This window comes from Thiohalobacter sp., from assembly GCF_027000115.1.
In the GTDB taxonomy this organism is placed as follows: Bacteria; Pseudomonadota; Gammaproteobacteria; order Thiohalobacterales; family Thiohalobacteraceae; genus JALTON01.
The window spans coordinates 1-25,264 of the sequence record NZ_JALTON010000038.1 but is presented as its reverse complement, the minus strand read 5'-3'; the positions used below and the strand labels follow the sequence as shown (position 1 = coordinate 25,264).

Here is a 25,264-nt window from a genome sequence, read left to right as displayed (position 1 = left end):
ATGAAGCTCGGCCAGAAAAACACCCTCTTCGTCGTCCTGCTGCTGCTGGCGGTGATGATCGGCGTGGCCGTGTCCGGGTACCTGCTCATCCAGCGCCATGTCGGGCAGATGATCGATCAGGACATACAGCGTGCCCACGGCGTGTTCGTGGAGGCGCAGAAGACCGCCTTCGACCGCATGGTCAGCACCGCCCGCGGCATCGGCCGCGAGCCGGCGCTGATGGCTGCGGCCATCACCGGCGATGCCGCTACCGTGCGCAGCATGCTGGAAGACCTGTTTCCGCGCCCCGGCATCGACCTGCTCGCCATCTACCTGGATGCCGGTGGTGGCAATGTCGTCGCAGAAGGTCGCAAGCCCCACTTCACCTCGCCCCAGGTGCTGGCCTCGCGGCCACTGGACGAGCTGGTGCAGCGGGTGCTGGGCGGTGCCGATGCTGCCTTCGGCAATGCGCTCATCTTCGATACCTTCCTGCGTCTGGCCGCCACGCCCATCCAGGCGCCCGACGGCACGCCCATCGGCGTGCTGTTGCTGGGCGAGGAGGTCGGCCAGCCGGCGGTGGCCCGGCTCAAGGAACTGGTATCCGCCGATGTGGCCCTGTTCCATGGCCAGGCGGTGCTGGGCAGCACCCTGCCGACACCCGAGACCCCGTTTGCCGAGCTCAGCTATGGCGGCAACGACCGCCGGCCGCTGGCGTTCCTCGCCGGCGGCGAGCGCTACATCGGTCATGTGTTCAGGGTGCTGGCGGGTGACGGCGAAACCACCGCGGCCCATCTGCTGCTGGCACACCCCGCTGCCCACTACTGGGCCCCCTACGAGGCGCTGGGCAAGCGCGCACTGCTGTTCTCGGCCGTCATTCTGGTGGTCGCGGGCGTGTTCGGCGTGGCGGTCAGCGGTGCCACGCTCACCCGCCCGGTGCTGGCGCTGGTGAAGGCCACGCGCCAGATCGCCTCGGGCGACCTCAATCACAAGGTCAACATCCATCGCCGCGACGAGCTGGGCCAGCTCGCCCAGGCCTTCAACCTCATGCTCGACAACCTGGGTGCCTCGCAGGCGGAACTGGAACGCAACCGCCAGCGTTTCCACGACTTCGCCGAGAGTTCCTCGGACTGGTTGTGGGAAACCGACGCCGAGTGCCGCTTCGTCTATGTGTCGTCGAGCATCACCACCACCATGGGTATGCGTCCCGACGAGTTCATCGGCCGGCGGCTGGACGAGATCTTCGTGCGCGACGACATGAGCGACGTCATGGCACGGCTGTGCCCCGACCGCGAGCGCTACTATCCCTTCCGCGATCTGGAGCTGACCCTGACCCTGATCGACGGCAGCCGGCGCCACCTGCGCCTGAACGGCATGCCGGTGCTGGAAGGCGGGCACTTCCGCGGCTACCGCGGCACCGCCAGCGATATTTCCAAGGCCAAGCAGGACGAGGAACGGCTGACCGTGCTGGCCAACCAGGACCAGATGACCGGCCTGGCCAATCGTCGCCGCTTCCTCATCGATCTCGCCCACGAGATCCGTCGCAGCCAGTCGCGCGGTACCCGCGGTGCGCTGCTGCTGATCGACCTCGACCACCTGAAGCTGATCAACGATGCCGCCGGCCATGCCGTGGGTGACGAGATCATCGTCCAGGTGGCCGGGGTGCTGAACCGCTTGTCGCGCAAGGAGGACCTGGTGGCCCGCGTCAGCGGTGACGAGTTCGCCATGGCCTTTCCCGAGATGGATCGCGAGCAGGCGCTGCTCAAGGCGCGCCAGGTGCTCGATGCCGTGAACGAATGCCGCCCCATTCATGGCGGCCAGACCATCAATGTCACCGCTTCTGTCGGCCTGGTGTTCTTCCCGGACCAGGGCGGCCAGGCGGTGGAACTCATGGCCATGGCCGATACCGCCATGTATGCCGCCAAGGACGGAGGCCGCAACCGCATTCAGGTCTACAGCGAGGCAGACACCGCCCGCGAGCGCATGGGCTCGCAGCTGGCGTGGAAGAACAAGGTGCTGGAGGCCATCGACCACGAACTCTTCGAGCTGGTGTTCCAGCCCATCGCTGGCGTGGTCGACGGCCAGGTGCACCATTTCGAGACCCTGGTGCGCATCCGCGACACTGACGGCAACAGCCTGATGCCGGGCAACTTCATCCCGGCGGCCGAGCAGTTCGGGCTGATCGGACAGGTGGATCGCATCATCATGCGGAAGGCGGTTGCCTATCTGGCCGGGTTGCCCGCGGACATGGCGTCCGTGGGAATTTCCATCAACCTGTCCGGCCTTTCGGTGGGTGACGAGGCCATGCTCGATTTCATCCGCGAGACACTGGGCGACAGCGGCGTGGATCCCTCGCGTATCACCTTTGAGGTAACCGAGACCGCGGCCTGCGAGAACATGAGCCGAGCCGTCGAGTTCATCGCCCGGGTGCGACAGCTCGGCTGCCGGATCTCGCTGGACGACTTCGGGGTCGGCTTCTCCTCCTTCTCCTATCTGAAGAACCTGAAGGTCGACATCCTCAAGATCGACGGCAGCTTCATTCGCGACATCACCCGCAACCGCGAGGATCGGCTGTTCGTGAAGGCGCTGGTCGACGTGGCGCGCGGACTGGGCATCCGCACCATTGCCGAATATGTGGAGTCGGCCGAGGCCTTCGCGCTGCTGCGCCGCATCGGCGTGGACTATGTGCAGGGGTATTTCGTCGGTCGGCCGCAGCCGCACATCGAGCGCGACAAGCTCAGGATCCCGAATCTCTCCGGGCCGCAGGTCGCGGCCGGCTGAGGCAGGCGGCAGGCCAGGCAACCCTTGAAAGGACAGCCCGCAGGGGCGGTTCAATCCCGCGCCAGCCGCTCCCGGGCCCGCCGCGCCGCCGCCCGCACCTGCTCCGGCGCCGTGCCGCCGAGGTGGTTGCGGGCCGCCACCGAGCCTTCCAGGGTCAGCACCTCGAACACGTCTGCCCCGATGACGGACGAAAAGCGCTGCAGGTCCTCGAGCGGCAGCTCGGCCAGGTCGCGGCCGGTGTCGATGCCGTGGCGCACCGCCTTGCCGACGATCTCGTGGGCATCGCGGAAGGGCACGCCCTTGCGCACCAGATAGTCGGCGAGATCGGTGGCGGTGGAAAAACCCGCCCGCGCCGCCTCGCGCATGCGCTCGCGGTTCGGCTCGATGGCCGGGATCATGTCGGCGAACACGCGCAGCGAGCCAAGCAGGGTGTCGAGGGTGTCGAACAGGGGTTCCTTGTCTTCCTGGTTGTCCTTGTTGTAGGCCAGCGGCTGGCCCTTCATCAGCGTCAGCAGGCCGATCAGGTGGCCATTGACCCGGCCGGTCTTGCCGCGTACCAGTTCCGGCACGTCCGGGTTCTTTTTCTGCGGCATGATGCTGGAGCCGGTGCAGAAGCGGTCGGGCAGGTCGATGAAGCCGAACTGGGCCGAGGTCCAGAGGATCAGCTCCTCGGACATGCGCGACAGGTGGGTCATGATCAGCGCCGCGGCCGCGGTGAACTCGATCACGAAGTCGCGGTCGCTGACCGCGTCCAGCGAATTTTCCGACGGCGCATCGAAGCCCAGCAGCTCGGCGGTGTAGGCGCGGTCGATCGGATAGGTGGTGCCGGCAAGCGCCGCCGCGCCCAAAGGCATCACATTGACCCGGCGACGGCAGTCGGCCAGCCGCGCCCGGTCGCGTTCCAGCATCTCGAACCAGGCCAGCAGGTGATGGCCGAAGGTCACGGGCATGGCCACCTGCAGGTGGGTGAAGCCTGGCATGATGGTGTCGGCCTCGCGCTCGGCGAGATCGACCAGCCCCTGTTGCAGGCGACGCAGTTCGGCGCGGCAGGCGTCGATCTGCTCGCGCAGGTAGAGGCGCAGGTCGGTCGCTACCTGGTCGTTGCGCGAGCGGCCGGTGTGCAGCTTCTTGCCGGCATCGCCGATGCGCTGGGTGAGCCGTGCCTCGATGTTCATGTGCACGTCCTCGAGCCCGACCGACCATTCGAACTCGCCGCGCTCGATCTCGCCGCGGATGGCCTCCAGCCCCTCGACGATGCGCTGGCACTCGGCCTCGTCCAGCACGCCGACCCGGGCCAGCATGCGGGCATGGGCGATGGAGCCCTGGATGTCGCAGGCATAGAGCCGGTGGTCGAAGCCCACCGAGGCGGTGAAGGCTTCCACGAAGGCGTCGGTGGATTCGCTGAAGCGGCCGCCCCAGGGCTTGTCGGTGCTGTCCTTGTCGGTCATGGCTTGCTTTAGGACTCTCGCGGATGGCAGGGGCGCCCAGTATACCGGAGCCGGCGCCCGCGGGCGCTTGCCAGCGGGGCCGCGAACACCGAAACTCCCGTCATGGGGGAGACCGGAAAGATCCAGGGAACGGCGGCGGACGGCTTCTTCCTGCCCGACTTCTGCCAGGTGCGGCGGGTGTTCGCGGTGGTGGTGGTGGCCGAGCTGCTGGCCTTCCTGCTGGTGCTGGCGGATGCCGACTTCAGCGAGCGCACCTGGAGTGACCTGGGCGTCACCTCGCTGTTCGTGCAGTGGACGGCGCTTTCCTGCGCCGGCCTGTTGTGCCTCCTGCGCGGTCATCTGGAGCGGCTGTCTCCCCGGTCCGCGGCGCTGATCAGCTACCTGTTGCTGCTGCTGCTGATTGCGCTGTTCTCGGAGGTCGCCTACCGCCTGACCGGTCCCCTGGGGCTGGCGGCGGCGACGCCCGACCATGCCCTGTTCACGCTGCGCAACCTGCTGGTGGGGGCGCTGGTGGTGGGCATGGTGCTGCGCTACTTCTACGTGCGGCATCAATGGGAACAGCAGGTGCAGGCGGAGGCAAGGGCGCGGGTGGAGGCGCTGGCCGCCCGCATTCGTCCCCACTTCCTGTTCAACAGCCTCAACACCATCGCCTCCCTCACCCGCAGCGACCCGGCGCTGGCCGAGGAGCTGGTGCAGGACCTGGCCGACCTGTTCCGGGTCACCATGCGCGACGTCGAGGCGCGCATCACCCTCGGCGAGGAGCTGGAGATCGCCCGCCGTTACCTCAACATCGAGGCCCAGCGCCTGGGGGAGCGCCTGCAGACCGAGTGGACCACCAAGAATCTGCCGCTGGAGCAGCCGGTGCCCCCGCTGATTCTGCAGCCGCTGCTGGAAAACGCCGTCTATCACGGCATCGAGGCCTCCGCCAGCGGCGGCCGGCTGGGCATCATCGCCACCTGCAACCGCGGCGTGCTGCGCCTCGAGGTGCGCAATCCGCTGCCGCCGGGCGGGGTCACGCCGCATGCCGACGGCAACCGCATGGCGCTGGCCAACATCCGCGAGCGGCTGACGCTGGCGTTCGGCCCGGGGGCGCGGCTGCAGACCGAGGTCCGTGACGGCGAATACCGGGTGCGGCTGCTGTTTCCGCTGGAGGAGGGTTCGTGAAGATCCTGATCGTCGACGACGAGGCGCTGGCCCGCGACCGCCTGCGCCGCCTGCTCGCCGAGCTACCGGAGACGGAGGTGGTCGGCGAGGCCGCCACCGGCCGCGAGGCGCTGGAGCAGGTGCAGGCACTGGAACCGGATCTGGTGCTGCTGGACATCCGCATGCCCGAGATGGACGGGCTGGAGGCGGCCCGCCACCTGGCCGCGCTGCCGGCGCCGCCGGCCGTGATCTTCACCACCGCCTACGGCGAGCATGCGCTGGAGGCCTTCGAGGCCTGCGCGCTCGGCTATCTGCTCAAGCCGGTGCGGGCCGACCGGCTGGCCACCGCGCTGGCCAACGCACGCCGCCTGACCCGCGCCCAGGCCGGACAGCTCGAGGGCGAGGCGCCCCGCAGCCGCACCCACATCCTGGTGCGCGAGCGCGGCAACCTGCGGCTGATCCCCGTGGCCGACATCCGCTATTTCCGTGCCGACCACAAGTATGTCGCGGTCGGTACCAGTGCCGGCGAGACCCTGATCGAGGCGTCGCTCAAATCCCTGGAGGAGGAGTTCCGCGAACGCTTCGTGCGGGTGCACCGCAACGCCCTGGTTGCGCGCGGCTGCCTGCAGGCGCTGGAAAAGAATGCCGAGGGCCAGCTTTGCGTGCCCGTGGCCGGCACCGGGGTCCGGCTCGAGGTCAGTCGCCGCCATGCCGGCGAGATCCGGCAGTTGCTGCGCGAGCGGAGTTGAGGCGTGAGGCGCGAGCGGTGAGGCGGAGCGCGCTACCCGGGGTGGTCGACGGGCCTTGCCGGCCTGTCCCCGGTCAGCGCCGCGCGCGCAGTACCGCGACCAGCCCCAGCAGCAGGCCGGACATCAGCAGCACCGGAATGGGAACCGGCAGTGCCTCGGCCGCCGCTTCGGCCTCGACCAGCAGCCCGGGGTTGGGCACGGTGGGCAGCATGCCCTCGATCCCGGGCAGCCAGAGGCTCGCTGCAGGGACACCGACAGACACCAGCAGGCCCAGGGCAAGGCCAATGCAGCGGCAACTGTTCTTCATCATGGCGTCGACCCGATCTTTATCAGAAAATTAGACGTTACTTATATACAGCTTCCGTGCCAACAGGCCTGGAGTGTCATAAATATCAACAGGTTGAATCGCGCGCCGCAGCCGTGCCCTACCGGCGGCGTCAGGAAGTTCGACACCAGATCACAAAAAATCAACAGGTTGCGAGAAACGGGCTGTCGAGGAATCTGACGCCCGACCCGCTCAGAGAAAGATCACCAGCAGCACCGCGCCCAGCAGCAGGCGATAGATCACAAAGGGCATGAAGCCGATGCGTGCCAGCAGTTTCAGGAAGAAGTGAATGCAGAGATAGGCACTGACGGCCGACACGCCGGCGCCGATGATCAGCGCCCGCCAGTCGACGGGTGCAGCGCTGCCGACCAGCTCGCGCGCCTCCAGCAGGCCGGCGAGCAGGATCACCGGAATCGACAGCAGGAAGGAAAAGCGTGCCGCCGCCTCGCGGGTCAGGCCCATCAGCAGGCCGGCGGTCATGGTGGCGCCGGAACGCGAGGTCCCCGGGATCAGGGCCAGCGCCTGGGCGACGCCGATCACCAGCACGTCGCGCCAGCCGATGGCGTGTTCGTCACGCGCGCGCCGGCCGATGCGGTCCGACCAGCCCAGCAGCAGGCCAAAGCCGATGGTGGTGGCCGCGATGACCAGCGGCGAACGCAGCGCGGTCTCGATGAAGTCCTTGAACAGCAGCCCTGCGAGCCCGACCGGGATGGTACCGAAGCCCACCGCCCAGGCCAGGCGCGCCTCCGCCGTCAGCCCGCGTCCGGCCAGCGAGGCCAGCCAGTCGCCGAGCATCCGTCGCAGCTCGGCACGGAAGTAGAAGACCACCGCTGCCAGCGTGCCCACATGCACCGCCACGTCGAAGGCCAGACCCTGATCCGGCCAGCCCAGCAGCTGCGGCACCAGGATCAGGTGCGCCGAGCTGGAGATGGGCAGAAATTCGGTCAGGCCCTGCAACAGGGCGAGGACGATGATGTGCAGGAGGTCCATGGGCGTCAGGCGTCAGGCGTCAGGCGTCAGGCGTCAGGCGAGCAGTGTCCGCAACCGCCCGCGTCCCCGCAACCCTTTTCTCACACCTCACTCCTCATGCCCTCACAACCGCCAACGCAGATCGCCACTGCGAAAGCCGCGCGGCAGCGGCAGTTCGCCCCGCAGGAGCAGCATGGCCTGGAATCGTTCGCCCATTTCGCCGGGCAGCATCAGGGTCTTGACCTGCTGGGCGAGTGCCAGATCCTGCACCGGATCACCCGTCTGCGCCTCGGCGAAACAGGTATCGATGCCGGCATCCATGAGCAACTGCGCCTGGGTCACGCAGGCGGCGGGTGCCAGGCCAGCGGCCTCCCCGGCCTCGGCCAGGGCAGTGAAGTCGACATGGGCCGTGATGTCCTGCAGCCCCGGCAGCAGCAGCGGATCGGGATGAGCGCGATGGCGGTAGTGACACATGAGCGTGCCGCCGCTGCGCTGGGGATGGAAATACTCGCGGCGCGGATGGCCGTAATCGATGAAGAGGAAGGCACCGCGCGCGACCGGTGCGGCGATGGTCCGCAGCCAGGCCGGCAGCATGGCGCACCATTCGGTCCGGTAGCCCTCCGGCCAGCCCTGCTCGCGGGCAATGGCGGCCACCGTCGCCACCCAGTCACCCTGTGCCGGCCGCCAGGACAGTGCAAAGCCTTCGCCGTCCCAGCCCACACCTGCCTGCTCGATCCCTCCGTCACGCCAGCGCAGGCACTCCACCGGCAAGGCATCCAGTACCTCGTTGCCGACGACCGCGGCCTCGCAGGGCTCGTCGGGCGGGCCCGCCATCCATTCCACCCGCGCCAGCAGATCGGGCACCTCCAGCGCCAGTGCCTGGCGCTGGCGCTCGCACAGCGCGGCGCTGGGTTCGAGGATGCGATAGCGGGCCGGCAGGCGGCCGGCGCGTTCCAGTGCGCGCAGCAGCACGGCGGCCATGCGCCCGCTGCCGGCGCCCAGTTCGATGACATCGCCGCCATCGAGCGCATCGAGCAGGTCGGCCACCGTGCGGGCAAGACACAGGGAGAACAGGTCGGACACCTCGGGAGCGGTAACGAAGTCGCCCTCGGCGCCGAACTTGCGACTGCCGGCGCTGTAGTAACCGAGCCCCGGCGCATACAGGGCACGCTCCATGAAACGCGAAAAGGGGATGTCGCCGCCCGCCTCGGCCATCTCGGCGCGCAAGGCGTCCACCAGCCGCTCGCTGACGGCCAGGGCCTCCGGCGGAGGCGGCGGCCAGTCCGGCGGGATGTCCCAGGGGCGGCCCACGCCTCAGTCGCCGAGTTCGAGCGCGACGGGCCGAAGATCACGGTCGCCCTGGAAGCGCGCCCACAGCGCCGCGTAGGTTTCGCCGCACTCGGGATGACGGAGGCTGCCGGCGATGTCGGCCAGCGGCTTGAGCACGAAGGCGTACTTGAGGATCTCGTCGCGCGGGATGTGCACGCCATCCGCCTGCAGCACGGCGTCATCGTAGAGCAGCAGGTCGAGGTCCAGGGTGCGCGGCGAGAAGCGCGGCTGGCTGCGGTCGCGCCCGGCGGCGTCCTCGATGGCGCGCAGCCGCTGTGCGACCTGCTGCGGGGAGAGATCGGTGTCGAAGCCGGCCACCAGGTTGTAGAAGTCGTCGCCCTCGAAACCGACCGCGGCCGTTTCATAGACTGGCGACAGGGTCAGGGGACCGAAGGCCTCGCGCAGTCCGGCCACGCCCTGGCGCACCGAACGCTCGCGGTCGATGTTGCTGCCGATGCTGACATGCACCCGCGCCACTCAACCTCCCTCGCGGCTGCCGCGCTCGATGATGACGCCCACGTCGCGCGCACCGCGCACCGCGCCGGTCTTGTTCACGGTGAGCCGCAGCCAGGGCACGCCGAACTCCTCGCGCACGATCTCGGCGCAGCGCTCGGCCAGCGTTTCCACCAGCTGGAACTCGCTGGCCTCGACGAAGGCGATCAGACGCTTGGCCACGGCCTTGTAGTTGAGCGTGTCCTCGATGCGGTCGCTGGCCGCCGCCTTGCGGATGTCGGTGGCCATTTCCAGATCCAAGCTGATGGTCTGGCGGATGCGGCGTTCCCAGTCGAAGATGCCGATCACGGTGTCGACGCGCAGGTCACGTATGAAAATGGTATCCATGGCTGTGCTGGCGCCGGGTACTCAGTTCCGCGCGCCGATCTTTCCTTCCGTACCGTTGACGAGATTGCGGATGTTGGAACGATGCCGCCAGTACAGCAGCACCGTCATGACGGCGACCAGGCTCACCGCCACCGGCTCCGGCGCCAGCCACCACAGATAGAAGGGCGCCAGCGCACTGGCCACCAGGGCCGAGAGCGAGGAGATGCGGCTGACGAAGGCCACCGCCAGCCAGGTGCCGATGGTGGCCAGGCCGACCAGCCAGTTCAGTCCCAGCAGCACCCCCAGCGCGGTGGCCACGCCCTTGCCGCCCCTGAAGCCGAAATAGACCGGATACAGGTGGCCGATGAAGGCGGCGAAACCGGCCGCCGCCTGCACCGGGACGGGCTGCTCCAGCAGGCGCGCCAGCAGCACCGCGAGCAGGCCCTTGAGCATATCGCCGATCAGGGTCAACGCCCCGGCCTTGCGGCCGCCGAGACGCAGCATGTTGGTGGCGCCGGGGTTGCCGGACCCGCGGGCGCGCGGATCGCCCACACCCAGCAGGCGGCCGACCAGGATGGCGGTGGCGATGGAGCCGAGCAGATAACCGGCGACGACGACGAGCCAGGGGATCAGTTGCGACATGGGCGTATTGGAAAGGCTGGCCAACGGCAGGTCAAGGAACCGCCGCCAGCGATTCCAGCGACCAGCGCGCCTGTGCCTCGACGGCCAGCGGCGCCGTCTCGCCCGCGGCCAGCCGGCAGCTGGCGGCAAAGGCGATCATGGCGCCGTTGTCGGTGCAGAACTCGGGCCGCGGAAAGTGCAGCCGCGCGCCCCGCTCCGCAGCGAGCCGTGCCAGCCGCTCGCGCAGCCGTCGGTTGGCACCGACGCCGCCGGCGACCACCAGCGCCGACAGGCCGGTCTGCTCCAGGGCGCGGCGGCACTTGATGGCCAGGGTGTCGACCACGGCCTCCTCGAAGGCGCGGGCGATGTCGGCACGGTCGGCGTCGGTCTGCGCGCAGCCCTGCCAGGTATTGAGGGCAAAGGTCTTGAGACCGGAGAAGCTGAAATCCAGTCCGGGGCGGTCGGTCATGGGGCGCGGGAAACGAAAACGTCCGGGATCGCCGGCCTCGGCCAGCCGGGCCAGGGCCGGTCCGCCGGGATAGGGCAGGCCCAGCAGCTTGGCGGTCTTGTCGAAGGCCTCGCCCACGGCGTCGTCCAGCGACTCCCCCAGCACCCGGTAGCGCCCGACGCCCGCGACCTCGACCAGCAGCGTGTGCCCGCCCGAGACCAGCAGCGCCACGAAGGGGAAGGCCGGCGGATCGGCCTCCAGCATCGGCGCCAGCAGGTGGCCTTCCATATGGTGCACGCCGACCGCGGGCACGCCCAGACTCCAGGCCAGCGAGCGCCCCACCGCGGCCCCGACCAGCAGCGCACCGATCAGGCCCGGCCCGGCGGTATAGCCGACGCCGTCCAGCTCCCGGACGGAAACCCCTGCTTCATCAATGACCTGCCGCATCAGTGGAAGCAGTTTTCGGACATGGTCACGCGACGCCAGCTCGGGCACCACGCCGCCGAACTCGGCGTGAACCGCGATCTGGCTGTGCAGGGCGTGCGCCAGCAGGCCGCGCTCGCTGTCGTAGAGCGCCAGCCCGGTTTCGTCACAGGAGCTTTCGATGCCGAGGACCCGCATGGCGCGCCATTGTCCGGGCCCCGGCACCGGGCCGCAAGCGGCCGTTTTGCGTTCCCGGCGGCGAATGTTTAGAATGTGCGCCCTTTCGGGCCCGCCACGGCCGGTCCGGCTTCTGTCATTGCCGTGAGGTGAAAGAGTTCATGCCCAGCGTACGCGTCAAGGAAAACGAGCCCTTCGAAGTCGCCCTGCGCCGCTTCAAGCGCTCCTGCGAAAAGGCCGGCATCCTCTCCGAGGTCCGCCGCCGCGAGTACTACGAAAAGCCCACCCAGGAACGCAAGCGCAAGCGCGCCGCGGCCATCAAGCGTCACATGAAGAAGGTGTCGCGCGAGGCTGCCCGTCGTCAGCGCCCCTACTGAACCTGCTCTCCTCATGACACTCAAGGCCCGTATCCAGGAGGATATGAAGGCCGCCATGCGCGCCGGCGACAAGGTGCGCCTGGGCACCATCCGGCTGATCATCGCCGCCATCAAGCAACGCGAGGTCGACGAGCGCATCGAGCTCGACGACGCGCAAGTGGTGGCCACCCTGGACAGGATGGTCAAGCAGCGCCGCGAGTCCATCGACCAGTACCGCAAGGCCGGGCGCGAAGAACTGGCGGAAAAGGAACAGGCCGAGATCGAGGTCATCCGGACCTATCTCCCGGAACCGCTCAGCGAGTCCGAAATCAACGCCCTGATCGACGAAGCCATTGCGGCAACGGGCGCCTCCAGCATCAAGGACATGGGCAAGGTCATGGGCCAGCTCAAGCCGAAGCTCGCCGGCCGCGCCGACATGGGCAAGGTCAGCGGCCAGGTCAAGGCCCGACTCTCGGAATAGCCACGGAATCCACTGAACCCACTGCAATGGCGGCCCTCCCTGGTGTCGCGCAGGACGCGTGCGCAGCGATTGGCGTTGCCGTGGATTCAGTGGATTCCGTGGCCATTCGTTTAGGCTAGACTGCACCCCATGGCCGGCCGTATTCCGCAGCAGTTCATCGACGACCTTCTCGGGCGCGTCGACATCGTCGAGGTCATCGAGGCGCGGGTGCCGCTGAAGAAAAGCGGCCGCGAATTCAGCGCCTGCTGCCCCTTTCACAACGAAAAGACCCCCTCCTTCACCGTCAGCCCGACCAAGCAGTTCTATCACTGCTTCGGCTGCGGCGCGCATGGCAACGCCATCGGTTTCCTGATGGAATACGACCACCTCGCCTTCGTCGAGGCGGTGGAGGAACTGGCACGGCTGGCCGGGGTCGAGGTCCCGCGCGAGGCACTGGCGGCGGCGCCCGAGGCCCATGGCGGCCTGTACGAGATCCAGGCCGAGGCCGCGCGCTGGTTCCAGCGCCAGCTCCGCGAGCACCCGCAACGGGAACGTGCGGTGGACTACCTGCGCCGGCGCGGCCTGTCCGGCGAGATCGCCCGCGACTTCGGGCTGGGCTATGCGCCGCCGGGCTGGGAGAACCTGGTCGCGGCGCTGGGCACCACGGAGGCCGCGCGCCGACTGCTGGCCGACAGCGGCCTGGCCATCCGCCGCGACGACGGCAGCCTCTACGACCGCTTCCGCGACCGCATCCTGTTTCCCATCCACGACCGCCGCGGCCGCGTGATCGGCTTCGGCGGCCGGGTGCTGGGTGACGAGAAGCCGAAATACCTCAACTCGCCCGAATCCCCCGTGTTCCACAAGGGCCGCGAGCTGTACGGCCTGTTCGAGGCGCGCCGCCGCACCCGCAAGCTGGAATCGCTGCTGGTGGTCGAGGGCTACATGGACGTGGTGGCGCTGGCCCAGTTCGGCATCAGCCATGCCGTGGCGACGCTGGGCACCGCCGCGACCCGCGAACATCTGGAACAACTGTTCCGGGTGGTGCCGGACGTCATCTTCTGCTTCGACGGCGACCGCGCCGGCCGCGCCGCCGCCTGGCGCGCGCTGGAGAACGCCCTGCCGGTCATGCGCGACGGCCGCCAGGCCCGCTTCCTGTTTCTGCCCGAGGGCGAGGACCCGGACAGCCTGGTGCGCCGCGAGGGAAGTGACGCCTTTCTCGCCCGCACCGAGGCGGCGACCCCCTTTTCCGAATATTTCTATGAACATTTGCGGGAAGAGGCCGATATCCGTACCAGCGAGGGTCAGGCGCGGCTGGTGGAGCGCGCGCGGCCCCTGCTCGCCCGGCTGCCCGAGGGCGTATTCCACGACCTGATGGTGCAGCGCCTGGCCGAGCAGGTGGACATGGAGGTCGGACACCTGACGCGACTGCTGCAGCGCGAGCCAGCCGCGGACAATACCGCACCGGCATCGCGGCGACCGCGACGCCCCGCCGAAGGCTCGCGGCGCCCGGTGCGCAGTGCCATCCACCTGCTGCTGCACCACCCGGAGCTGGCCGGCGGGATCGAGCCGCCGCCGGAACTGTCCGCGATCGAACTGCCGGGGGTGCCGCTGCTGCGGGAACTGCTTGAACTTCTGCGCCGCGAGCCGCATCTAAGGAACGTCGGCAGCCTGATGGAGCACTTCCGCGGACACCCGGCCGAAGCGGCCCTGTGGAAGCTTGCCAGCCGCCCGCCGGAGACGCCGGCCGGGGTTGATCTCAGGGAAGAACTGCGCGGCCTGCTCCGTCTCATGGTGACGGCGTGGCAGGATGCGCGCTGGCACCTGCTCCAGGACAAACTGGCCCGGGATGGCCGCCTGACCGACGACGAACTTGTTGAATGGAAAGAACTCATGGGCAGGCGCCCCCACCAGTCGGGCGCCCCGCCGCAACCCTGACCAGGCTGGAAAACGGAACCGGGTTCAGCTACACTGAACGTTTGATTTTGCTGACCCGGCCGAGGCCCAGTGCCTCGGCCCGTTCCATTTCGGACGAACCCATTTGCGCGAAGCGCCGACAGAACCGACATCTATGAACCAGGACCAGCAGTCACAGCTCAAACTCCTGATCGCCAAGGGCAAGGAACAGGGTTTCCTGACCTATGCCGAGGTCAACGATCACCTGCCCGATGACATCGTCGATCCCGAACAGATCGAAGATATCATCAACATGATCAACGACATGGGTATCTCCGTGCACGAGGAGACGCCCGACGCGGACACGCTGCTGCTGAGCGGTTCCGGTGTCCCCGACGAGGATGCCGCCGAGGAGGCCGCCGCCGCGTTGGCCAGCGTCGACAGCGAGTTCGGCCGCACCACCGATCCGGTGCGCATGTACATGCGCGAGATGGGCACCGTGGAGCTGCTTACCCGCGAGGGCGAGATCGAGATCGCCAAGCGCATCGAGGACGGCCTGCGCCAGGTGCTGTCGGCGATCTCCGTCTACCCCGGCTCCATTGCCACCCTGCTCGAAGAATATGCCAAGGTCGAGGCCGGCGACATGCGCCTGTCCGACCTCATTGTCGGCTTCATCGATCCCAGCGAACTCGATGACGACAGCATTCCCACGCCGCCGCAGCCGGCCCAGGCCGCCAGCGACGACGAGGATGACGACGACAGCGAGACCGTGGTCGACACCGGCCCCGATCCCGAGGAGGCAAAGGCCCGCTTCGAGGAACTGCGCAAGCTGCACAAGAAGCTGCTGGCAGCGAAGTCGGAGAAGTCCATTGCCAGACTGCGCAAGGACCTGTCCGAACGTTTCATGGAACTCAAGCTGGTGCCGCGAGTGGTGGACGCGCTCACGGGACAGCTGCGCGATGTGGTCGACCGCATCCGTGGCCACGAGCGCGCCATCCTGGACATTTGCGTCAACCGCGCCCAGATGCCGCGCAAGACCTTCATCGCCAGCTTCCCGGACAACGAAACCAATCTCGACTGGGTCGACGAGCAGATCAAGAGCGGCCAGAAGTTCGCCAAGGGGCTGGAGGCGCACCGTGATGAAATACGCCGCGCCCAGACCAAGCTGCTGGCCATCGAGAAGGAAGCCGGCCTGAGCATCAGCGAGATCAAGGACATCAACCGCCGCATGTCCATCGGCGAGGCCAAGGCCCGGCGCGCCAAGAAGGAGATGGTCGAGGCCAACCTGCGCCTGGTGATCTCCATCGCCAAGAAGTACACCAACCGCGGCCTGCAGTTCCTGGACCTGATCCAGGAGGGCAACATCGGCCTGATGAAGGCGGTCGACAAGTTCGAATACCGTCGCGGCTACAAGTTCTCGACCTATGCCACCTGGTGGATCCGGCAGGCCATCACCCGCTCCATCGCGGACCAGGCCCGCACCATCCGCATCCCGGTACACATGATCGAGACCATCAACAAGCTCAACCGCATCTCGCGGCAGATGCTGCAGGAGATGGGCCGGGAACCCACCCCCGAGGAGCTGGCCGAGCGCATGGCCATGCCCGAGGACAAGGTGCGCAAGGTGCTCAAGATCGCCAAGGAGCCGATCTCCATGGAGACGCCCATCGGCGACGACGAGGATTCGCACCTGGGCGACTTCATCGAGGACACCAGCATCCTGTCCCCGGTGGACGCCGCCGCCATGGAGGGTCTGCGCGAGGCCACCCAGGACGTGCTCTCCGGCCTCACCCCGCGGGAGGCCAAGGTGCTGCGCATGCGCTTCGGCATCGACATGAACACCGACCACACCCTCGAGGAGGTCGGCAAGCAGTTCGACGTCACCCGCGAGCGCATCCGCCAGATCGAGGCCAAGGCCCTGCGCAAGCTGCGTCACCCCAGCCGCTCCGAGCAACTGCGCTCCTTCCTAGAGATCGAGAACAGCTGACCCGCGCGGTCAGCCGGAAAGGGCCCTCCGGGGCCCTTTTCATGCACGCCCGCCAAAGCGGGTATTCCCGCCGGGGACTTCAGGACGTATCATCCCCTTCGCCCATCGCGGGCCTGTAGCTCAGTTGGTTAGAGCAGGGGACTCATAATCCCTTGGTCCCAGGTTCGAGTCCTGGCGGGCCCACCACACCGACGCCGAGGCGCGTGCCCGGCCTGCAGAAAACGGTTATACACAGCCTGGCGACAAAAAACCGTCACCCGGTCCGGTCGCGCACCAGTCACCGAATGCGGCCCGGCGGGCACACTCAACCATCTGATTTTTCGCCATCTCTATCCAGTGGTCAAAAATTGACCAGTTTAACGAAAGCGCCATATTCATGGCCTGGAAGCGGCGTCATCCGGAATTCATGCACAAGGTTATCCACAGTTTTTGTGGACAACCCCGGATTACCCCGTAACAGCAAGGGGTTAAACGATATCCCTGAGGAACTGGAGCAGAAAATGCCGCCAACCGACACCTGCCTTTCCGGCAGCCGGCGTATCATGTCCCGCATCCCTCAACGGCGCCCGAACCGCTCATGAGCCTGCTCACCCTTCGCAATGTTTCGCTCGCCCTCGGCGGCCCGCCGCTGCTGGACGGCGCGGACCTGAATCTGGAAAAGGGCGAGCGGGTGTGCCTGGTCGGTCGCAACGGTGCCGGCAAGAGCACGCTGCTGCGCATCATCGCCGGTGAACTGGCGCCCGACAGCGGCGAACGCCGGGTCGGGGACGGCGTGCGCATCGCCCGCCTGGCGCAGGCGGTGCCCGAAGACCTCACGGGCCGGGTGTACGACCGGGTCGCGGATGCCCTGGGCGAGCTGGCCGCGGACCTGCGCGACTGGCATGCCACCAGCCGGCGGGTTGCCGAGAGCGGTTCGGATGACGCGCTGGCGCACCTGGCGCGCATCCAGCACCGGCTCGAGGCGGGCGGAGGCTGGAACCACGCCCACCGCATCGAGGCGGTGCTGTCTCGCCTGCGGCTCGATCCCGATGCCGAGGTCGCGCAGCTCTCCGGCGGCCTGAAACGCCGTGTGCTGCTGGCACGCGCGCTGGTCACCGAGCCCGACCTGCTGCTGCTGGACGAGCCCACCAACCATCTCGACATCGAGGCCATCCGCTGGCTTGAGGACTTTCTGGTCGAGTTCCGCGGGGCACTCCTGTTCATTACCCACGACCGCGCCTTCCTGCGCCGGCTCGCCACGCGCATCGTCGAGCTGGACCGCGGCCGGCTGCGGAGCTGGCCCGGGGACTATGACCGTTTCCTGGAACGCCGCGAGGAAGCACTGGCCGCCGAGGCCGCCGAGAACGCGCGCCAGGATCGCCGCCTGGCCGAGGAGGAGGCCTGGATCCGCCAGGGCATCAAGGCCCGGCGGACCCGCAACGAGGGTCGGGTGCGTGCGCTGGAACGCCTGCGCGAGGCACGCCGTGCGCGCCGCAGCTGCCCGGGCCAGGCCCGCATCCGGCTGCAGGAGGCCGAGCGCAGCGGACGCCTGGTGTTCGAGGCCGAGGCGGTGTCGCTGACCCTGGGCAACCGCACCCTGATCCATGGGCTGAGCACCCGCATCCTGCGCGGCGACCGGGTCGGCATCATCGGCCCCAACGGTGTGGGCAAGTCCAGCCTGATCCGCCTGCTGCTGGGCGAACTGGCGCCCGACTCGGGCCGGCTGCGGCGCGGGACCGGACTGGAGGTGGCCTACTTCGATCAGCAGCGCGAGACCCTCGATCCCGATGCCAGCGTGCTCGACAATGTCGCCGAAGGTCGGGACCGCATCGAAATCCAGGGCGGCACCCGCCATGTCATGTCCTGGCTCCGCGACTTCCTGTTCGAGCCCGAGCGCGCCCGCCAGCCGGTGCGAGCCCTGTCGGGCGGCGAGCGCAACCGGCTGCTGCTGGCGCGCCTGTTCGCACGCCCCTGCAACCTGCTGGTCCTCGACGAACCGACCAACGATCTGGACATGGAGACCCTGGAGCTGCTGGAGGAACGCCTGCTCGAATTCGATGGCACCCTGCTGCTGGTCAGCCACGACCGCGAATTCCTCGACCGGGTGGTGACCAGCACGCTGGCATTCGAGGGCAATGGCGAGGTCCGTGAATACGTCGGCGGCTACAGCGACTGGCTGCGCCAGCGCCCCGCGCCGCCGCAGTCCGAGCCAGCAAAGGCGCGACCCACAGCCGACACCACGCCCGCACCTCGCCGCCGGCCCGATCGCAAGCTCTCCTACCGCGAACAGCGTGAACTCGCCGAACTGCCGGAACGCATCGAGGCGCTGGAAACCGAACAGGGCGAGCTGCATGCGCGGCTGGCCGATCCTGCGCTCTATCGCGAGCAGGCCGAGAGGGTCGCGGAACTGCGCGAGCGCCTGGCGGCCATCGAACGCGAACTGGAGCACTGCTTCCGGCGCTGGTCGGAACTGGAAACCCGCCAGACCGGTTGAACCGCGCCGGCAACCGCGTTTCGTTCGGCAAGCAGGCGATATGCAGACTTGCGTGGCCCTGCCTTTTCCCGCCTAATGGCTGGGGAAACGCGACTGGAGGGAAACCATGTTCGGCTTTCAGGAATTCGTCATTCTGCTGGCAGTGCTGGCCGTGGCGTTGGTGTTCGCCGGCGTCAAGTCCGTTCCGCAGGGCATGGAATACACGGTCGAGCGCTTTGGCCGCTACACCCGCACGCTGCGGCCCGGACTCAACCTGATCGTTCCGATCGTGGATCGCGTCGGCCGCAAGATCAACATGATGGAACGTGTGCTGGACGTACCCACCCAGGAAGTCATCACCCGCGACAACGCCATGGTGGCGGTCGACGGCGTGGTCTTCTTCCAGGTGCTGGATGCCGCCAAGGCCGCGTACGAGGTAAACCGGCTGGAGCTGGCCATACTCAATCTCACCATGACCAACATCCGCACCGTGATGGGCTCGATGGACCTGGACGAGCTGCTGTCCCAGCGCGACACCATCAATGCCCAGTTGCTGGCCGTGGTGGACGAGGCGACCACGCCCTGGGGCGTGAAGGTCACCCGCATCGAGATAAAGGACATCACGCCGCCACGTGACCTGGTCGACGCCATGGCCCGGCAAATGAAGGCGGAACGCGACAAGCGCGCCCGTATCCTCGAGGCCGAAGGCATCAAGCAGTCGGAGATCCTGCAGGCGGACGGCGAGAAGCAGGCCGCCATCCTCGAGGCCGAAGGAAAGCGCCAGGCGGCCTTTCTCGAGGCCGAGGCCCGTGAACGCCTGGCGGAAGCCGAGGCCAGGGCCACGGAAATGGTGTCGCGCGCCATCGCCGAGGGCGACATCAACGCCATCAACTATTTCGTCGCCACCAAGTATGTCGAGTCGCTGCAGGCCATCGCCACCTCGCCCAACGAGAAGCTGGTGTTCATGCCGCTGGAGGCATCCAGCGTGATTGGCTCGCTGGGCGGCATCAGTGAACTGGCCCGCGAGGCATTCGCCAAGGCAGGGCGCACGTCATGAACGAACTGGCAACCGTCACCTACTGGCACTGGTGGATCCTGGGCGCGGTGCTGGTGACCCTGGAGATCTTCGCGCCCGGTGCCTTCCTGCTGTGGATGGGGGTGGCCGCCGGCGTGGTCGGCGTGGTGGTGCTCGTCCTGCCCGGCCTGGGGTGGGAATACCAGCTGCTGATCTTTGCCGTGGTGTCGGTCGCCAGCATCGCATTGTGGAGGCTGTGGCGCCGGCGCCACCCCCTGGAAACGGACCAGCCGACCCTCAACCGGCGTGGCGAACAGTATGTGGGCCGGGTATTCACCCTGGAACAGCCCATTGTCAACGGTGTCGGCAAGATCCGTGTCGACGACAGTACCTGGCGCGCGGAGGGACCGGACTGCGCGGCGGGAGCGCGGGTGCGCGTGGTGGGCGTGGATGGCACCCTGTTGCGGGTGGTGCCCGTCACCGATGCGTCCCCGGCCGGTCCAGACCGCTGAGGTCCGGCGCCGGCGGCAAGCCCGCCGGGAACCGTGCTAAACTCCGAGATTCCTCAGGTTTCCTCTCCTGGCACGGATTTCCCCATGAACGACTTCAGCCGGCTGCTGCGCGAGCGCATTCTTGTCCTCGATGGTGCCATGGGCACCATGATCCAGAGCTACGGCCTGGAGGAAGCGGACTACCGCGGCGAGCGCTTTCGCGACTGGCCGGTCGATCTCAAGGGCAACAATGACCTGCTGTCGCTGACCCGGCCCGATATCATCCGCGACATCCACCGCGCCTATCTCGAGGCGGGCGCGGACATCGTCGAGACCAACACCTTCAACTCGACCGCCATATCGCTCGCCGACTACCGGCAGGAGGACCTGGTCCATGAACTGAACCTGGCCGCGGCCCGCCTCGCCCGCGAGGCTTGCGATGCCGTGGCCACGCCCGATCGCCCGCGCTTCGTCGCCGGCGTGCTGGGACCGACCAACCGCACCGCCTCGATCTCGCCGGACGTGAACAATCCGGGTTTTCGCAATGTCAGTTTCGAGGCGCTGCGCGCGACCTATTACGACGCCACCCGCGCCCTGCTCGAAGGCGGCGCCGACCTGATCCTGATCGAGACCATCTTCGATACCCTCAATGCCAAGGCCGCGGCCTTCGCGGTGATGCAGGCATTCGAGGATCTCGGCCAGCGCTGGCCGGTCATGATCTCCGGCACCATCACCGATGCCTCGGGACGCACCCTCTCCGGCCAGACCGCGGAGGCCTTCTACAACTCGCTGCGCCATGTCGAGCCGGTGTCCATCGGCTTCAACTGCGCACTGGGCGCGCGCGAGCTGCGCCAGCACATCGAGGAACTGGCCGGTATCGCCGACTGCGGCGTCAACGCCCACCCCAACGCCGGCCTGCCCAACGAGTTCGGCGAATACGACGAATCGCCCGAGGCCATGGCCGCCGAAATCGGGGAATGGGCCGCATCCGGTTTCCTCAATGTCATCGGCGGCTGCTGCGGGACCACGCCGCAGCACATCCGCGCCATCGCCGAGGCCGTGGCCGACTGCGCGCCGCGCCGCATCCCCGACCATGACTACACCCTGCGCCTGTCCGGACTGGAACCCTGCAATATCGGCGAGGACTCGCTGTTCGTGAACGTCGGCGAGCGCACCAACGTCACCGGGAGCGCGCGCTTCAAGCGCCTGATCCTCGAAGGCCAGTACGACGAGGCGCTGGAAGTGGCCCGGCAGCAGGTGGAGAACGGCGCCCAGATCATCGACATCAACATGGACGAGGCCATGCTCGACGGCGTCGAGGCCATGACCACCTTTCTCAACCTGATCGCCTCGGAGCCGGACATCGCCCGCGTGCCCATCATGATCGATTCCTCCAAGTGGGAGATCATCGAGGCCGGCCTCAAGTGCATCCAGGGCAAGGGCATCGTCAATTCCATTTCGCTCAAGGAAGGCGAGGAGAAGTTTCTCGAGCAGGCCCGGCTGTGCCGGCGCTACGGCGCCGCTGCCGTGGTCATGGCCTTCGACGAACAGGGCCAGGCCGATACCTTCGAGCGCAAGATCGAGATCTGCGAACGCGCCTATCGCCTGCTGGTGGAGCAGGCAGGTTTTCCGGCCGAGGACATCATCTTCGACCCCAACATCTTCGCCATCGCCACCGGCATCGAGGAACACGACAACTATGCCGTGGACTTCATCGAGGCCACGCGCTGGGTCAAGCATCACCTGCCCCATGCCCGGGTCTCGGGCGGCGTATCGAACGTGTCCTTCTCCTTCCGCGGCAACAACCCGGTGCGCGAGGCCATCCATGCCGTGTTTCTCTATCACGCCATCCAGGCCGGCATGGACATGGGCATCGTCAATGCCGGCCAGCTCGCCATCTACGAGGAGATCCCGGAGGAACTGCGCGAACGGGTCGAGGACGTGGTGCTCAACCGCCGGCCCGATGCCACCGAGCGGCTGCTGGAGATCGCCGACCGCTACAAGGGCGACGGCAGCGGTGCCGAGCGCAAGGAAGACCTGGCCTGGCGGGAATGGCCGGTCGCCAGGCGGCTGGAGCACGCGCTGGTCAAGGGCATCGACAGCTTCGTCGAGGAAGACACCGAAGAGGCACGACAGCAGTTCGAGCGCCCCATCCAGGTGATCGAGGGTCCGCTGATGGACGGCATGAACACGGTCGGCGACCTGTTCGGCGCCGGCAAGATGTTCCTGCCCCAGGTGGTCAAGTCGGCGCGGGTGATGAAGAAGGCGGTCGCCTACCTGATTCCCTACATCGAGGCCGAGAAGTCCGCCGAGGACAAGACCAAGGGCCGCATCCTGATGGCGACGGTGAAGGGCGATGTGCACGACATCGGCAAGAACATCGTGGGCGTGGTCCTGCAGTGCAACAACTTCGAGGTGATCGACCTGGGTGTGATGGTGCCGGCGCGCCAGATCCTGGACAAGGCGCGCGAGGAACAGGTCGACATCATCGGCCTGTCGGGCCTGATCACGCCTTCGCTGGAGGAAATGGCGCACATCGCCAAGGAAATGGAACGCGAGGGCTTCGAGATCCCGCTGCTCATTGGCGGGGCCACCACCTCGCGCGTGCACACGGCGGTGAAGATCGAGCCCAACTACCACGGCACCACGGTGTACGTGAAGGACGCCTCGCGCGCCGTCGGCGTGGCCCAGAGCCTGCTCAGCGACGAGCTCAAGGAAGACTATGTGCGCGAGATCAAGGCGGAGTACGCGCAGGTGCGCGAGATGCACGCCGGCAAGCAGCGCAAGACCGACTGGCTGACGCTGGCCGAGGCGCGCGCCAACCGCACGCCCATCGACTGGTCGGGGTACGAACCGCCCACCCCCGCAAACCCGGGCATCACTGTCATCGACGACATGCCGCTGGCCGCACTCCGCGACTACATCGACTGGACGCCCTTCTTCAAGACCTGGGAACTGGCTGGCAGCCATCCGAAGATCCTTCAGGACGCGGTGGTCGGCGAGCAGGCGCGCCAGCTGCTGGCCGATGCCGAGGCCATGCTGGATCGTATCATCGAGGAGAACTGGCTGCAGGCGCGCGGCGTGGTCGGCCTGTTCCCCGCCAACCAGGTGGGCGACGACGACATCGAGGTCTATACCGACAGCGATCGCGATGGCGTCTGGGTGACGCTGCACCACCTGCGGCAGCAGAACCGCAAGCCGCCCGGTCGCCCCAACCAGTGCCTGGCGGATTTCATCGCCCCGCGCGATACCGGGCTGGCGGACTGGATCGGTGCCTTTGCGGTTACCGCGGGGCTGGGCATCGACGCCCACGTCGCCCGCTTCGAGGCGGAGCACGACGACTATCATGCCATCATGCTCAAGGCACTGGCCGACCGCCTCGCCGAGGCCTTCGCCGAGCAGCTCCATGCCCGGGTGCGGCGCGAGATCTGGGGCTATGCGCCCGACGAACGACTGGACAACGAGGACCTGATCCGCGAGCGCTATCGCGGCATCCGCCCGGCGCCCGGCTATCCCGCCTGCCCCGACCACACCGAGAAGGCCCTGCTGTGGCGCATGATCGACCCGGTCGGCCACGCCGGCATCGCGCTGACCGACAGCTTCGCCATGATCCCGGCCGCCTCCGTCTCCGGCTGGTATTTCGCCCACCCCGAGGCACGCTATTTCGGCGTCGGCAGGATCAACCGGGATCAGGTCGTGGACTACGCCCGCCGCAAGGGCATGTCCCTGGCCGAGGCCGAACGCTGGCTGGCACCCAACCTGGGCTACGATCCGGCGGCCGTCGCCGAGGCCACCGGCACCGACTGACCCGCCAGCGCGGATCGAGGCTGGCGCGCTCCTTGCAGCCCCCTTGCTGCAGAGACCGGAGCAGCGGCGGGACGGGCATGCGCACGCGGGACAAGCGATTGAACGGAAAGGATGGGGTGCGAATCTCGGCCATCCTGGCCCTGGGGCTGTCGGGGATGGCCATGGGACAGGAGTTTGACACCCGCATCGCCATGAGCCGGCAGGGACCGGCCACCTACTATGTCCCGGCGGCGGTGGGCGGGCTCGATCCCGCCCCCTTCCTGGTCGACACCGGCGCCGGCCTGACCACCATCAACGAGGTCACCCTCGAGGCGCTGCACGCCCGCAATGCGGCGACCTTCGTGCGTGAACTGCGGGGCCGGCTGGCCAACGGCGACATCCTCAGCGTGCCGGTGTACCGCCTTTCGGGGTTGGCCATCGGCGAGCGGTGCCGGATCGGTGAACTGGAGGCGGCGGTGTTTCCGGGACGCACCCGGCAGATCCTCGGGCTCAACGCCCTGCGCGCGGCCGGCCCCTTCATCTTTTCCTTCGAGCCGCCGGAGCTGGTGCTCAGCCACTGCGGCGGCGAGCGGGTCGCCGCGGGCGCACCGGAAGGCACACCCGGACGACCCGGTTCCTGACGCCGGCGCTATTTTTCGGGCGTGCCCTGCTTCATGCCCATGCCGCTGCCGTCGTGCATGGGCATGGGTTCGAAGGCGCTGAATTCCGCCGGCTCGATCCGGTCGTTGCCGTCGACGTCGAGCTTTTGCCACTGCTCGGTGAGGCTGCGATGGCCTTCGGCCTCGGTGCGCGAGATATGGCCGTCCTGATCGGCGTCCAGGGTGTTGAAATCCATCATCGGGCCTTGCGGGCCGGCGTGAGCGGTACCGGCCAGGGCCAGCGCGAGGGATGCAAACAGAATGCGAAGGGTCGCCATGAGTCTGTCCTCCGTAACAGTTGATCTGGAATGTTCGCCGCGTCCCGTTGTCCGGCCGCGGGGGTCCTATCTGACGCCTTTCGGGGCCTCGGAACCGTGACCCGAATCACAGAACCGCCGCCTCAGCCTGCATCGGCCGCCTGTACCCGCGCGGCCAGCTCGATCAGCTTTGCGCGCGGCAGACGCCCGGCCAGGGCATGGGCCATCTCCCCGCGGGTCCAGTAGAACACCCCCAGCCCGTCCAGCTCGCGATAGTGGAATGCGTCGCTCGCGGCCTGCCAGTCGGCACGGCGCACATAGAGGCTGACCCGCCGCCCCGCATTGTCCTCGTAGAGAAACTGGGCGGCCATGCGATTGGTGGAGGGGAGCAGGCGGCCGCCCACCAGCCGGAAGCCGGCTGCGGTGAGGTCCGGCGGCGACAGGGCGCTGTGCATGCGTTCGGACACCCAGGCCGCGAGCTGCGCCGCGCGGCTGGCGTCGAATTCCACCGGATGCCTGGGATCGGTGGCGTAGACCCGGTGGGCGAAGGCCGCCGGGGCCACCAGGTGGGCCAGTGCCGGCGCCGGCTGTGCCTGGTGCCGGCCCAGGACCCAGCCCAGGCCACCGGCCAGCACCGCCGCAAGCACCAGCATGGTCGCCAGCCGCCAGGGGCGGGGGCGACCATGCTGGTGCTTGCGGC

22 protein-coding genes and 1 tRNA gene are annotated in these 25,264 nt (G+C 67.8%); 13 read left to right on the top strand and 10 right to left on the bottom strand.

Annotation, left to right across the window (positions count from 1 at the left end; genetic code table 11):
• Positions 1-2,757: a putative bifunctional diguanylate cyclase/phosphodiesterase gene (locus MVF76_RS06275; protein ID WP_297527945.1), complete on the top strand. Its 2,757-nt coding sequence runs from the start codon at positions 1-3 to the stop codon at positions 2,755-2,757.
• Positions 2,758-2,807: 50 nt separating this feature from the next.
• Here MVF76_RS06275 and argH read toward each other — a convergent pair whose 3' ends face one another.
• A complete protein-coding gene (gene argH / locus MVF76_RS06270) occupies positions 2,808-4,205 on the bottom strand; it encodes an argininosuccinate lyase (protein WP_297527944.1) in 1,398 nt (465 codons plus the stop codon).
• A 102-nt stretch (positions 4,206-4,307) separates the two neighbouring features.
• Here argH and MVF76_RS06265 point away from each other — a divergent pair, with 102 nt between their 5' ends.
• Both MVF76_RS06265 and MVF76_RS06260 read left to right on the top strand, forming a co-directional pair.
• Positions 4,308-5,369 (top strand): sensor histidine kinase, encoded by a 1,062-nt coding sequence (locus tag MVF76_RS06265; RefSeq protein ID WP_297527943.1) that lies wholly within the window; start codon positions 4,308-4,310, stop codon positions 5,367-5,369.
• A complete protein-coding gene (locus MVF76_RS06260) occupies positions 5,366-6,097 on the top strand; it encodes a LytR/AlgR family response regulator transcription factor (RefSeq protein ID WP_297527942.1) in 732 nt (243 codons plus the stop codon). Before MVF76_RS06265 ends, MVF76_RS06260 begins: the two co-directional genes overlap by 4 nt.
• A 73-nt stretch (positions 6,098-6,170) precedes the next feature.
• Here the strand turns inward: MVF76_RS06260 and MVF76_RS06255 are convergent, their stop codons facing one another.
• From MVF76_RS06255 to tsaD, 7 genes are all read right to left on the bottom strand, one after another.
• Entirely contained in the window at positions 6,171-6,407 is a 237-nt protein-coding gene (locus MVF76_RS06255) for a hypothetical protein (RefSeq protein ID WP_297527941.1), read from the bottom strand.
• Positions 6,408-6,614: 207 nt separating this feature from the next.
• Complete coding sequence (locus MVF76_RS06250) at positions 6,615-7,412, bottom strand: undecaprenyl-diphosphate phosphatase (protein ID WP_297527940.1); 798 nt, start codon at positions 7,410-7,412, stop codon at positions 6,615-6,617.
• A 102-nt stretch (positions 7,413-7,514) separates the two neighbouring features.
• Complete coding sequence (locus MVF76_RS06245; protein WP_297527939.1) at positions 7,515-8,702, bottom strand: class I SAM-dependent methyltransferase; 1,188 nt, start codon at positions 8,700-8,702, stop codon at positions 7,515-7,517.
• 3 nt (positions 8,703-8,705) lie between these two features.
• The gene (gene folK, locus MVF76_RS06240; protein WP_297527938.1) at positions 8,706-9,197 is read right to left on the bottom strand and encodes a 2-amino-4-hydroxy-6-hydroxymethyldihydropteridine diphosphokinase; all 492 of its coding nucleotides are present in this window, start codon (positions 9,195-9,197) and stop codon (positions 8,706-8,708) included.
• The gene (folB, locus tag MVF76_RS06235) at positions 9,198-9,560 is read right to left on the bottom strand and encodes a dihydroneopterin aldolase (protein WP_297527937.1); all 363 of its coding nucleotides are present in this window, start codon (positions 9,558-9,560) and stop codon (positions 9,198-9,200) included. It lies immediately after the preceding gene.
• A 21-nt stretch (positions 9,561-9,581) separates the two neighbouring features.
• A complete protein-coding gene (gene plsY, locus MVF76_RS06230) occupies positions 9,582-10,181 on the bottom strand; it encodes a glycerol-3-phosphate 1-O-acyltransferase PlsY (RefSeq protein WP_297527936.1) in 600 nt (199 codons plus the stop codon).
• A 31-nt stretch (positions 10,182-10,212) separates the two neighbouring features.
• The gene (tsaD, locus tag MVF76_RS06225) at positions 10,213-11,229 is read right to left on the bottom strand and encodes a tRNA (adenosine(37)-N6)-threonylcarbamoyltransferase complex transferase subunit TsaD (protein WP_297527935.1); all 1,017 of its coding nucleotides are present in this window, start codon (positions 11,227-11,229) and stop codon (positions 10,213-10,215) included.
• Between the two features lie 140 nt (positions 11,230-11,369).
• Here tsaD and rpsU point away from each other — a divergent pair, with 140 nt between their 5' ends.
• From rpsU to MVF76_RS06175, 10 genes are all read left to right on the top strand, one after another.
• Positions 11,370-11,585, top strand: a complete 216-nt coding sequence (gene rpsU, locus MVF76_RS06220) for a 30S ribosomal protein S21 (protein WP_297527934.1) — start codon at positions 11,370-11,372, stop codon at positions 11,583-11,585.
• Positions 11,586-11,598: 13 nt separating this feature from the next.
• Positions 11,599-12,045 (top strand): GatB/YqeY domain-containing protein, encoded by a 447-nt coding sequence (locus MVF76_RS06215; RefSeq protein ID WP_297527933.1) that lies wholly within the window; start codon positions 11,599-11,601, stop codon positions 12,043-12,045.
• A 129-nt stretch (positions 12,046-12,174) separates the two neighbouring features.
• Positions 12,175-13,959 carry a DNA primase gene (gene dnaG / locus MVF76_RS06210; protein ID WP_297527932.1) on the top strand — a complete coding sequence of 595 codons (1,785 nt, stop codon included), beginning with the start codon at positions 12,175-12,177 and terminating at the stop codon, positions 13,957-13,959.
• Between the two features lie 133 nt (positions 13,960-14,092).
• Entirely contained in the window at positions 14,093-15,904 is a 1,812-nt protein-coding gene (gene rpoD / locus MVF76_RS06205; RefSeq protein WP_411293548.1) for an RNA polymerase sigma factor RpoD, read from the top strand.
• 109 nt (positions 15,905-16,013) lie between these two features.
• A tRNA-Ile gene (locus MVF76_RS06200) sits at positions 16,014-16,090 on the top strand.
• Positions 16,091-16,481: 391 nt separating this feature from the next.
• A complete protein-coding gene (locus MVF76_RS06195) occupies positions 16,482-18,377 on the top strand; it encodes an ATP-binding cassette domain-containing protein (protein WP_297527930.1) in 1,896 nt (631 codons plus the stop codon).
• A gap of 106 nt (positions 18,378-18,483) precedes the next feature.
• Positions 18,484-19,413, top strand: coding sequence for an SPFH domain-containing protein (locus MVF76_RS06190; RefSeq protein WP_297527929.1), 930 nt, complete (start codon positions 18,484-18,486; stop codon positions 19,411-19,413).
• Positions 19,410-19,883 (top strand): NfeD family protein, encoded by a 474-nt coding sequence (locus MVF76_RS06185; RefSeq protein ID WP_297527928.1) that lies wholly within the window; start codon positions 19,410-19,412, stop codon positions 19,881-19,883. The genes MVF76_RS06190 and MVF76_RS06185 overlap by 4 nt, the downstream gene beginning before the upstream one ends.
• Before the next feature lie 84 nt (positions 19,884-19,967).
• Positions 19,968-23,669 (top strand): methionine synthase, encoded by a 3,702-nt coding sequence (gene metH / locus MVF76_RS06180; protein WP_297527927.1) that lies wholly within the window; start codon positions 19,968-19,970, stop codon positions 23,667-23,669.
• Positions 23,670-23,767: 98 nt separating this feature from the next.
• On the top strand, positions 23,768-24,289 hold the full coding sequence (locus MVF76_RS06175; RefSeq protein ID WP_297527926.1) for an aspartyl protease family protein: 522 nt from the start codon (positions 23,768-23,770) through the stop codon (positions 24,287-24,289).
• An 8-nt stretch (positions 24,290-24,297) separates the two neighbouring features.
• Here MVF76_RS06175 and MVF76_RS06170 read toward each other — a convergent pair whose 3' ends face one another.
• Together MVF76_RS06170 and MVF76_RS06165 are read right to left on the bottom strand one after the other, a co-directional pair.
• Complete coding sequence (locus MVF76_RS06170) at positions 24,298-24,585, bottom strand: EF-hand domain-containing protein (protein WP_297527925.1); 288 nt, start codon at positions 24,583-24,585, stop codon at positions 24,298-24,300.
• Between the two features lie 122 nt (positions 24,586-24,707).
• A partial coding sequence (locus MVF76_RS06165; RefSeq protein ID WP_297527924.1) for an anti-sigma factor family protein occupies positions 24,708-25,264 on the bottom strand: 557 nt, incomplete at its 5' end.